Origin of the sequence: Flavobacterium sp., from assembly GCF_965277525.1 — a bacterium.
GTDB lineage: Bacteria > Bacteroidota > Bacteroidia > Flavobacteriales > Flavobacteriaceae > Flavobacterium.
Genome location: NZ_CBDIDC010000005.1, coordinates 934,169 through 945,709, shown reverse-complemented (window position 1 = coordinate 945,709; position 11,541 = coordinate 934,169). Strand labels below are relative to the sequence as shown.

The window sequence follows — 11,541 nt, the reverse complement described above, 5'->3', positions numbered from 1 at the left end:
GATGATGGCAAATGTAGGCTAATAATTGATAATATTTTTAATATGATAAAGGAGTTTGTTGATGTTTTAGTGATTGGTGCAGGACCTTCGGGATGTGTGTCAGCATCTTATCTTCATAAAAACAACGTTAAGATAAAAGTGGTTGAAAAAACAAAGTTTCCTCGACTAGTGGTTGGCGAAAGTCTTATACCGCGGGTAATGGATCATTTTGCTGAGGCGGAACTTTTTGAAAGCCTTGAAGCAATGAATTTTGAAAAAAAACTGGGCGCCCGTTTTATCAGAGGAGAAGAAATATGCGTTTTTGATTTCAGTAAGAAATTTGGTGAAGGCTGGGATTGGACCTGGCAAGTGCCAAGAGCTGATTTTGACAATACTATGGCGCAGGAAGTGATTAGAAAAGGGATTGATCTTGAATTTGAATCAGAGGTTTTGGAGGTTTCTTTTGAAGGGAAAAAATCGAAGACAATTGTAAAAGATAAAGACGGAAACCTTAAAGAAATCCACGCTAATTTCATTATTGATTCCAGCGGATACGGACGCGTTTTACCAAGACTTTTAGATCTTGATACGCCATCAAAACTAGATCCGCATTCTTCGATATTTACACATGTAAAAGACATTAACAGAACCGAAGGCGAGGAGGGAACTCAGATTTCTTTTGACATTCTGGAAACTGAAGTCTGGTTATGGGTGATTCCGTTCTCAAACGGAAATACGAGTTTAGGAGTTGTGGGGCCAACGGACTTTATCAATTCATTATCTGAAAATAAAGATAATGCCGAAGCTTTACGAAACGCTATTCAGCTATCAGATTATTATATTAAAAGATTTAAAGGAACGGAGTTTTTGTTTGAACCGGTAAAACTCGAAAATTATTCCAGAGCCGTAAAAAGAATGTACGGAGATGGTTTTGCCCTTACGGGAAATAGTTCTGAATTTCTTGATCCTGTTTTTTCATCCGGAGTTGCTTTTGCAACAGAATCCGGAATGCTGGCAGCAAAATTATACCTGAAAGAATCGCAGGGAATCGAAGTTGACTGGGAAGTTGAATTTACCGAATACATGAAACGAGGTATTGCTGTTTTTACCACTTACGTGAAAGAATGGTACACCGGAAACTTGCAAACCTTATTTTTTCACCAACCGGAAAATCCGGAGGTAAAAGAAAAAATATGTTCAGTTCTGGCAGGTTATGTCTGGAATGAAGAAAATCCTTTTGTAAAAAAACACGATCATGTGATCAAGAATATGGCGTATTTGTTGAATATGCAGAAGGAAGAAAAAGAAAATCAGAGTTATTAATAAGCTATAGATCTAAATCCAATGTAAGCTGAATAAAAAACATAGTCACGAGCGAGACGGACGCTCGTTAGCGACAATAGCAAAACAAAAAAATGCGCAATATCGTTTTAGATTTTGCGCATTTTTATAAATTATCTTGTAAAGAATATTATTTTTCTTTTAGCATTTTTTCTAAAAATTCATTCTTCTCTTTTTCAACCTGAACTAAACGCTCGTAAAGTTCTACAACTTTATCAAGAGGATTGAAAGTACAATGATTATTAGTGTTATTTAAATAACCATTATTAGCACTATTATCGTAAAAATTATTAAAGAAATTAAAAACAGATTCTTCTGTAAAATTTTCAATAGCTTCAATCGTAACGCCAAGTGCTTTTGCAATTTGTACAAGTTTTTCGAAATCGACAGTTTCGCTGGTTTCAATACTGGAAACAGTTTGCTGACTTAGTCCAATTGCTTCTGCAAGTGCTTCCTGTTTCATACCACGAAGCTCTCTGATTCGGCTAATATTTCTGCCAATATGTTTGGGTTTAGTTGCTGTGCTCATAATTCAAAGATATTTAAAATTCTTTAAAATACGTATCGGTAAAAAACAAATATTTAGGTAAAATACTATTTATATGCTTTTTTAATAATCATTTTCGAAAGAGATTTTGCTGTTTTAGCATATCCTTCTCCAATTCTGGTTTCATTACTAAAGTTACTTCCCCATTGATCTCCGGGAGATTCTTCGCTTGTAATTTCTAATAAAACATTTGATTTGTTTGCGGTTTCAACAAATTTTAAATTTGTAGTAACTTTTGCTGGTTGTTTCATAATTCCTGCATCCCAACCCGGATAAAGCCAAACTGTTTTTACAATTAAAGTGTAAGGAGTTTTTAATCCTTCCTGAAAATTTAAATCCTTTCCTGCTTTAGATAATACAATGTTTCCTATTTCAAGAAACTTGGGAGTCCAGATTTGTTCTTTTGCAACCACCCATCTTTTTTCCCATAGATTTCCGTTTCCTTTTGCTTTTTTATCTAAGTCGGCTTTGTGTTCTTCTACATATTGGGCTTCAGGTTTGTTTTCTTTCATCATAGTAAAATTACTATAATCAAATTCGGTGTTGATTTCTTTTTGATCTTTAAGGAAATCGAAATTTCCCTTTACGACATTCATGTCCTGGGCAAATAAGGTTCCCGAAATAAGGAACGCTGCAAGTACTAGTTTTTTCATTTTTTTTGATGTTGGTTAATTTAGTTAAATAATTAGATATCAAATGTAATTAAAATCAGCACATAACAAAAAGAGGATACCAAATGGCATCCCCTTTTTTCTTCAAAAAATAATATAGTAAAAAATTATACTACCAGAATTTAACATACAAAGCCACAATCACCAATAATGTAATTACGATTAAAACGGTAGTTTGTGGTTTTACTTTAAACATTTCAGCGTCTATTTCAAACGCTTTTGGATTTACTTTTGGTCCTGCAAAACTGATTCCAATCATCGCTAACATGGTAAAGAAGAAGGATAATCCCATACAAATATGAAACGGAATTTCGAATGCACCTTTACCGTTAGGATACGCGGTATATAATAAAGTTTCGTTTCCGAATAACATTGGAGCGTATTCGTTGAACAGTACAGAAAGAACAAATCCTAAAATTACACCCACAATTGCAGCAGTTCCGGTTGTTCTTTTCCAGAACATACCAAGGAAGAACATGGCAAAAACTCCAGGACTAATAAATCCGGTGTATTTTTGGATGTAGGTAAATCCACCAACTCCGCCAATTCCCAAAATGTCATTCCAAGTAAATAATACTGCTAAAAGCATTGCAGCAAAAACGGCAATTCTACCAATGTTTACCTGTTGTTTTTCGCCAGCTTCTTTCTGGATGTATTTTTTATGAATATCTAATGTATAAATTGTCGAGATACTGTTTACTTTTCCGGCTAATGAAGCTACAATCGCAGCCGTTAAAGCTGCTACCGAAAGTCCTTTTAATCCTGTTGGCAGGAAAGTCAATACAGCAGAGTAAGCGCCGTCTTTTCCTCCAACCAATTGAGGTAAATGTCCGTTTTGATATAAAACATAAGCAGCAATACCAGGTAACATTACGATTAACGGCATTAATAATTTTAGCATACCGGCAAATAAAATACCTGTACGAGCCGTTTGTAAGTCAGCACCTAAAGCTCTTTGTGTAATGTATTGGTTACAGCCCCAGTAGTTTAAGTTGATGATCCAGATACCGGCAAGGTAAGACATCAAACCCGGGAAAGTCAGATATTTATCAATGTCAAGCTGAGAGGATGTTGCAGTTGGTTTTGGAATGATCATTTTAAAATGCTCTGGCGCTTCTCTCATTAAAACTTTGAAACCGGCAATGGCATTTTCGCCTACTCCAAAATATTGACCAACCGTTGTCAGTGCGATATAAGAAGTTACCAAACCTCCTATGATCAAAACAGCAACCTGAATAACGTCTGTATATGCTACTACTTTCATACCTCCTAAAGAGATAAACAAAGCGAATACGGCCAAACCAATCATGATAACGTGCAGGTATTCTCCACCCGCTAAACCATTAATAGCAACAGCTCCTAAATATAGAATAGAAGTTAAGTTTACAAATACATATAAAAACAACCAGAAAACCGCCATGATTAACGCAGTAGATTCATTATATCGTGTTTTTAAGAATTGAGGCATGGTATAGATCTTATTTTTAAGATATACCGGAATGAACCAAACGGCTACAATAATCAAAGCAACAGCAGCAAGCCATTCGTAAGCCGCAACAGCGATTCCTAAAAAGAAACCTTCACCACTCATTCCGATGAATTGTTCAGCTGAAATATTCGAGGCAATCAAAGATGCTCCAATAGCCCACCACGTTAAATTTCCTTCAGCCAAAAAGTAAGCCTTAGCATCTTGTTCGTCTTGTTTACGTTTTCGGTAAACCGTATAACCGTAGGCAGAAACTACGATGAAATAAATAATAAAAACCGCATAATCTGCGAAAGCGAGGTTCTGGTTCATTGTTAATAGTATTTTAAAAATTAGTATAGGTGATTGTTTGTTTAATTAGCTTTTTAAATCAGTAGCTTAGGATAATTTTCAAACTAAGATTTTGTTATTGGTATTCGTTTAAAAATAGGATATGTGTTTTTATTCTGTTATTTTTTTATGAAAATAAGAACGAAAGCCAAAAGTAAAATAAAAATTATAAATAAGCCGCTTACAAATGTGTTTTTTACATTTATAAATAAATTATTATGTTAAATTTTAAATTGGCTTTCTATAAATGACTTTTAGCCGGTTATTTAATAGTCGATTTATAATGCACGTCTGATTGTTGCCTCAAAATTTCTGCACTTTTTTCAGGGGTAATATCTCGCTGCGATTCGCCTAACATTTCATACCCAACCATGAATTTCTTAACAGTTGCTGAACGTAATAATGGTGGGTAAAAATGCATGTGAAAATGCCATTCCGGATGGTCTAAACCATCTGTTGGTGCCTGGTGAATTCCTGATGAATAGGGGAATGAAGTACTGAATAGATTGTCGTACTTTATCGTTAATTGTTTTAAAATTGTAGCAAAAGCATTGGTTTCTTCAGCTGTAAAAAGGGTAATCTTATTCACGGCTCTTTTGCTGATAATCATAGTTTCGTAAGGCCAGATTGCCCAAAACGGAACCAGTGCTACAAAATGATCATTTTCGATCACGACACGATCTCCGCTTCTTAATTCTGCCTGAAGGTAATCCTGAAGGAGCGTTCTTTGATTTTTATCAAAATAGGTTTTTAGGCTGTTTTGTGTTTTTTCGACCTGGGTTGGCAATGACGATTGTGCCCAAATTTGTCCGTGCGGATGCGGGTTACTACACCCCATAACACTTCCTTTGTTTTCAAAAATCTGAACGTGATTGATATATTTAATGTTGCCTAAATCCGTATATTCCTTTTGCCAGGTCCTGATGATGTTTTCGATTCCGTCAATTTCCATTTCCGGTAATGTAAGATCGTGCCTTGGAGAGAAGCAAACCACTCTCGAAATTCCTTGTTCCGGTTTGGCTTTAAAGAAAGTATGTTTAATGTCTTCTTCAAAAATGATTTCGTCCTGCTTCATTGCAGCAAAATCATTTTCGAACACAAAACTGCTTTCATAATTCGGGTTATTTACTCCGTTTGCGCGAACATTTCCCGGACACAAATAACAGGTTGGGTCGTACTTTGGTAATGTTTCAGTTGTAACGGTTTCTTTTTGTCCTTGCCACGGGCGTTTTGCACGATGAGGTGATACTAAAACCCATTCATTGATTAAGGGATTGAAACGTCTGTGAGGATCTTCGTTAATGTCAAAATTTTTCATTGTAATTCTTGTGGTATTAAAGTAGTGTTGTTCCGTTTGAGATTTTTACATCATAGAATTTTAATTCAATCCCAAATGTATTTAAATAAAGATTTGAAAACTTACTTTTTACCTCATTTTCATGACCTTTTTTAACTAAATTAATGGTGCAGCCACCAAAACCTCCACCCATTAGTCTCGAACCAATAATCGCATCGTCAGATTTTGCGGTATCTACAAGCATATCCAGTTCTTCACAACTTACCTCATATTCTTGTGATAGGCCATAATGCGTTTCAAAAAGCAATTGTCCTAAAAGTTTTATATTTCCGTTGTCTAAAGCCTCACAGGCCTTTATGACGCGATTAATTTCTTTTACAACAAAATGAACTCTTCTAAAAACAGTTGCATTCATTTTATCCTGAATACTCAAAAGTTGCTCTTCGGTACAATCCCTGAAACTTTTTACCTCAGGAAAATTTTCTTTAATAATAGCCAATCCCAGCTCGCACTCTATTCTTCTGGTATTGTATTCAGATGTAAAAAGCGAATGTTTTACGTTACTATCAAACAAAATCAGCGAATAATCTTTAAAATCAGCATTGTGATATTCAAAATCAAGCGTATTGCAATCTAATTTTATCACTTTATTTTCGAGACCATGAACACTCGAGAACTGATCCATAATACCACAATTGATACCTACCCAATGTTCTGCTTTTTGTCCTAATAAAGAGATATCGACCTTGTCAATTTTTAGATTAAAAAGTTCTTTGATCCCGAAAATCATTCCGCATTCTAAAGCCGCAGAAGAAGATAACCCCGAACCAACCGGGATATTACTGCTGAAAACACAGTTAAAACCTTCAAACGAAAATCCGTTATCCTGCAATTGTTTGATAACGCCACGAATATAATTGGTCCAGACTACCTCGCTCAGTTTAATTTCCTCAGTCAGATCAGTTTCAAACTCTTCGTTCAAATCAATTGCGATTATTTTAGATTTTGTAGTGTTGCTTTTTTCGAAAGCAAAACAAATAACTTTGTCGATTGCCGCCGGTAAAACGTAGCCGTCATTATAATCAATATGTTCCCCAATGATGTTGATTCTTCCTGGGGAAAGCACCACTTTTTGAGGAGCTGATCCAAAAGATTTTTCAAAAAAAGCCGTAGTGTTCTGTACTAAAATGTCATTCATTATTTTGTAATTGAAATGGTAATATCTTGTAATTTTTGAACTTTCGATAAATGATTATTAGCTTATATTTTCAAATTTATAAACTGTTTTTTGATGGTATTCCTCCCCTTTTTTCAAAACTGAATTAGGAAAATGATCCTGATTTGGTGCATCCGGAAAATTTTGAGTTTCAAAACAAATTCCGCTTGCTGCATGATATTCTGTATTCTCTTTTCCCTTTAAAACATCAGAACATTGACCGCCTACAAAAACATGTACACTTGGCTGATTGGTACAGACGCTCATTTGCAAATTGTGCTTTGAACTGTACAATTGGGCCACAACATCATTTGTTGGCTCTATTATAAATGAATGATCAATTACCGGAGGGCATGCTTTTTTTATTCTAAAGTCAAAATCATGATCAGAAAGAGCAGTGAAATTTCCGGTTGGAATATTGTCTGAGTCTATTTCTAGTATTTTATCAGAAACAATAAATAGTTTTTGATCTAAAACAGAAGCATCATGACCATCGAGATTAAAATAACTGTGATGAGTTAAGTTTATAATTGTATCTTCAGTAGTTGTTGCTTTGTACTCCAGTTTTAGTTCGTTGTCTTCCGTTAGCGTATACGTGAGATCAACGTGCAATTCTCCGGGAAAGTTTTCGTCTAAATCCTCGCTCAAAAGGCTTAATGTTAGCGACGGATTATCTCCGGAAGAGATGTTAGTCACATTCCATACTTTTTTCCCAAAACCATTAATTCCGCCATGTAGTGTATTTCCGTTATTGTTGATGTTGAGTTGGTATGTTATCCCGTTTAGCTTAAAAGTACCTTTGTTTATTCTTCCGGCATAACGGCCAACAGTTGTACCAAAATAAGGGGCACCTGATGAATTATAGGAAGCTAAATAAGACTCAAGAGTATCAAAACCTAAAACAACATCAACAAGATTACCATCTGAAACCGGAACTTGTAAAGAAGTTACAGTGGCACCATAATTAATGATCTGAACTTTTATTCCATTTCTATTTGATAACTCAAAAGAAAGAATTTCTTCGTTCTCCGGTGTTAAACCAAATAATTTAGATGTGGATGGATCTTGAAAATGTGATATCTGTTTTATTTCCATATTATTTTTACCAAAAGTGAAATTCAAAAATAGAGACATTCTTTTTATTTGCATACCAGTACCTACCAGTTTTTTGTATATTGCACAAAAAACCTTTTTTTATGAATATTATTTCCATTCAAAACAATATTGGTCTGCCTAAGTATAGGCAGATAATTCTTTCAATAGAAAAAGCCATTGAAGAAGAAAAATTGGTAAAAGGCGATCGTCTTCCATCGGTCAATAAAGTTTGTCTGGCTTTTTCATTGTCCCGTGATACCGTTTTATTAGGATACGATGAACTCAAAAAAAGAGGAATAATTTATGCGATTCCCGGAAAGGGATATTATGTAAAAAGTGTTGAAGTCACTATAAAACAGAAGGTTTTCTTATTGTTTGATGAATTAAATAGTTTTAAAGAAGATATCTATAATTCGTTTTTGCAGCATATTGGAAAAAACGTGCAGGTTGACATTTTCTTCCATCATTTTAATGCAGAGGTTTTTCAGAAACTCGTCAATGACAGTAACGGAAATTATACAAAATACATTATCATGCCTACTAACTTAAACGATGTAGCTAAATGTATAAAAACCCTACCAGTAAGCGAAGTTATCATACTGGATCAAACCAATCCGGATTTAAAATTGTACTCCGCTATTTATCAAAATCACGAGAAAGATATTTTTGAAGGCTTGTTGAAAGGAAAAGCAAGATTACATAAATATGAAAAATTAATTCTGATTTTTCCCGGATTTCGAGAACCACTAGGAATGAAAATTGGTTTTGAAGCTTTTTGTACGGAGTATGATTTTGGGTATGAAATCATCACCGAATTTAACGATCGTGAAATTACTTTGGGAGATTTATACATTATTCCGAATGATCGTGATTTAGTTCGTGTAATTGAAAAAGCAAGGGATCAAAACCTGAAATTGGGAATTGATCTTGGAATCATATCGTATAATGAAACACCATTAAAAAAAATTGTAGCGAATGGTATTACCACTATTTCGACCCATTTTGAAACGATGGGAAAAATTCTGGCCGGAATGGTTTTAAAAGGCAGTAAGGAACAAATAGAAAATAAATCAGCTTTGATTATTAGAAATTCATTGTAAGGAACAGAATTATTTATTTGGAAATCTAGCAGGTTGTATAGTCCCTACGGGACATTTTTCCAGGTGTGATAATTTAGTACCGACATTTAATCTCTACCAGATATACTCCTTCACGAATTACATGTCGATAGAAAAATGTCGGTAGAAATACAATATTGACAACGGCTACAGTTGTCCTGTAGGGACTACACTTTTCTTTTCATCTAAATTTATATCGCACAATCGAAACGTCAAAATCTCCACTTTATCGTTAAAAAAATAACAAAACATTTTTTTTGTTTTTGTGGAATTATTTTACATACATTTGTAAATGTATATTTTACACTTATTATTTAATTTGTTTTCACTTTGTTTTTTTTAGAATCATTTCTAATTGAAATTCAATATAACAGATCAAAACTTTGCTATTAAACCAACCAAAAAAATGAACAACAAAATAGACCAATTATCGGCAGATAATATAAGAGCTTTAGCCATTTCGATGGTCGAAAAAGCAAATTCCGGTCACCCCGGAGGAGCGATGGGAGGCGCAGATTTCATGCACATTTTATATTCTGAATATCTAAAATACGATCCAACAGATATGAATTGGATTTTCAGGGATCGTTTTTTTATGGATGCGGGACATCTTTCGGCTCTTATGTATGCACAATATCATTTACTCGGGAATTACGAAAAATCAGATCTTGAAAATTTCAGACAATGGGGTTCTGTAACTCCGGGACATCCCGAAATTGATGTAAAAAGAGGGATCGAAAATACTTCAGGACCACTAGGTCAGGGACACGCGATGGGAGTTGGAGCGGCAATTGCTGCTAAATTTTTATCAGCAAGATTTGAAAATTTATTCGATCATAAAATATATGGTTTTATTACAGACGGTGGTGTTCAGGAAGAAATCTCTCAAGGTGCCGGACGTATTGCAGGGCATTTAGGCTTGAATAATTTTATTATGTTTTATGATTCCAATGATGTGCAGCTTTCATCGATGACAGATGAGGTGACAACAGAAAATACGGCAATGAAGTATGAAGCATGGGGCTGGAAAGTGATTACAATTGACGGTCATAATCATGCGCATATTCGTTCAGCGTTAAATGCCGCCCATGCAGAACTGGAAAGGCCAACTTTGATTATTGGTCGCACTATAATGGGAAAAGGTTGCGTAACTGCTGATGGGACGATGTATGAAGGACAATGCGAATTGCACGGGAAACCAATTGGTGCTACAAAAGCCAATTTCGAAAAAACATTGCTGAATCTTGGAGCAAATCCCGAAGATTCGTTTGCAGTTTATAACGATGTTGCCGCACATTATAAAACTATTTTGACAAACAAAACGGAAGAAGCAGCCAGTAGAAAAGTACAAATAGCAGCTTGGGAAAAACAAAATCCAAAGTTAGCCGAAAAGATTAAACAGTTTTTTAATGGAGATTTACCGGCTTTAGATTTTGCCGGGATTACTCAAAAACAAAATGCAGCCACCCGTGATGCATCGGCTGCAGTTTTAGGATATTTGGCAGAAAATGTAGAGAACATGATTGTTTCTTCGGCAGATTTATCAAATAGTGATAAGACAGATGGTTTTCTGAAAAAATCATCGGTTTTGCAAAAGAATAATTTTAGCGGAGGATTTTTGCAAGCCGGTGTTGCCGAATTAACGATGGCAGCAATCGCTAACGGAATTGCTCTTCACGGAGGTGTAATTCCGGTTGTAGCAACTTTTTTTGTGTTTTCAGATTATATGAAGCCGGCAATTCGTTTGGCAGCCATTCAGGAATTACCGGTAAAATACGTCTGGACACATGATTCTTTCCGCGTAGGAGAAGATGGTCCCACGCACCAGCCTATAGAGCAGGAAGCACAAATTAGATTACTGGAAAAAATTAAAAATCATTCCGGAGATCAGAGTTTACTGGCTTTACGTCCGGCAGATGCTGTCGAAACTTCTATAGCCTGGCAAATGGCACTTGAAAATAAAAAAACGCCAACAGGTCTAATTCTTTCCAGACAAGATATAGCAGCACTTCCAACCAATGGAAACTCCAGATTCGATGAAGCTTCTGAGGCTAAAAAAGGAGGTTATTTGGTGCGGTCAAATGCAAATCCGGATATCACACTGATCGCAAATGGGTCAGAAGTTGCAACACTTATAGAAGCTGCATTTGAGTTGGAACAGATTATTAAAATAAAAATAAATGTAGCTTCGGTTATTTCAGAAGGACTTTTCAGATCTCAATCTGCAGAATATCAGGAAAGCATTATTCCAAAAGGAGCGCTTGTTTTTGGACTTACAGCAGGACTTCCTGTTAACTTGGAAAATCTGGTGGGCAGCAAGGGAAAAGTATTTGGATTGGATCATTTTGGCTATTCGGCTCCGGCTTCTGTTCTGGATCAGAAATTTGGATTTACCTGTAGAAATGTTTCACAGGAAATCATGAAGTACTTAGAAGAAAACAATTATAACCTATCAAAATAA

The 11,541-nt window shown here is 35.3% G+C and carries 9 protein-coding genes; 3 read left to right on the top strand and 6 right to left on the bottom strand.

The features are described 5' to 3' along the window. Positions 1-42: 42 nt before the first annotated feature. The gene (locus ACQY44_RS12415; protein ID WP_428230658.1) at positions 43-1,302 is read left to right on the top strand and encodes an NAD(P)/FAD-dependent oxidoreductase; all 1,260 of its coding nucleotides are present in this window, start codon (positions 43-45) and stop codon (positions 1,300-1,302) included. Positions 1,303-1,450: 148 nt separating this feature from the next. Here the strand turns inward: ACQY44_RS12415 and ACQY44_RS12410 are convergent, their stop codons facing one another. From ACQY44_RS12410 to ACQY44_RS12385, 6 genes are all read right to left on the bottom strand, one after another. Next, positions 1,451-1,849: a helix-turn-helix domain-containing protein gene (locus ACQY44_RS12410; protein WP_428230657.1), complete on the bottom strand. Its 399-nt coding sequence runs from the start codon at positions 1,847-1,849 to the stop codon at positions 1,451-1,453. 65 nt (positions 1,850-1,914) lie between these two features. Next, positions 1,915-2,520 carry a hypothetical protein gene (locus tag ACQY44_RS12405; RefSeq protein ID WP_428230656.1) on the bottom strand — a complete coding sequence of 202 codons (606 nt, stop codon included), beginning with the start codon at positions 2,518-2,520 and terminating at the stop codon, positions 1,915-1,917. Positions 2,521-2,650: 130 nt separating this feature from the next. Then, positions 2,651-4,336 (bottom strand): sodium/sugar symporter, encoded by a 1,686-nt coding sequence (locus ACQY44_RS12400; protein WP_428230655.1) that lies wholly within the window; start codon positions 4,334-4,336, stop codon positions 2,651-2,653. A gap of 280 nt (positions 4,337-4,616) precedes the next feature. Further along, on the bottom strand, positions 4,617-5,672 hold the full coding sequence (locus tag ACQY44_RS12395; RefSeq protein WP_428230654.1) for a UDP-glucose--hexose-1-phosphate uridylyltransferase: 1,056 nt from the start codon (positions 5,670-5,672) through the stop codon (positions 4,617-4,619). Positions 5,673-5,688: 16 nt separating this feature from the next. Beyond that, positions 5,689-6,849 carry a galactokinase gene (gene galK / locus ACQY44_RS12390; protein ID WP_428230653.1) on the bottom strand — a complete coding sequence of 387 codons (1,161 nt, stop codon included), beginning with the start codon at positions 6,847-6,849 and terminating at the stop codon, positions 5,689-5,691. Between the two features lie 57 nt (positions 6,850-6,906). Next, entirely contained in the window at positions 6,907-7,962 is a 1,056-nt protein-coding gene (locus ACQY44_RS12385; protein ID WP_428230652.1) for an aldose epimerase family protein, read from the bottom strand. 101 nt (positions 7,963-8,063) lie between these two features. On the opposite strand from ACQY44_RS12385, the gene ACQY44_RS12380 reads away from it, so the two are divergent. Further along, entirely contained in the window at positions 8,064-9,062 is a 999-nt protein-coding gene (locus ACQY44_RS12380) for a GntR family transcriptional regulator (protein WP_428230651.1), read from the top strand. Between the two features lie 424 nt (positions 9,063-9,486). Further along, positions 9,487-11,541, top strand: a complete 2,055-nt coding sequence (locus ACQY44_RS12375) for a transketolase family protein (RefSeq protein ID WP_428230650.1) — start codon at positions 9,487-9,489, stop codon at positions 11,539-11,541.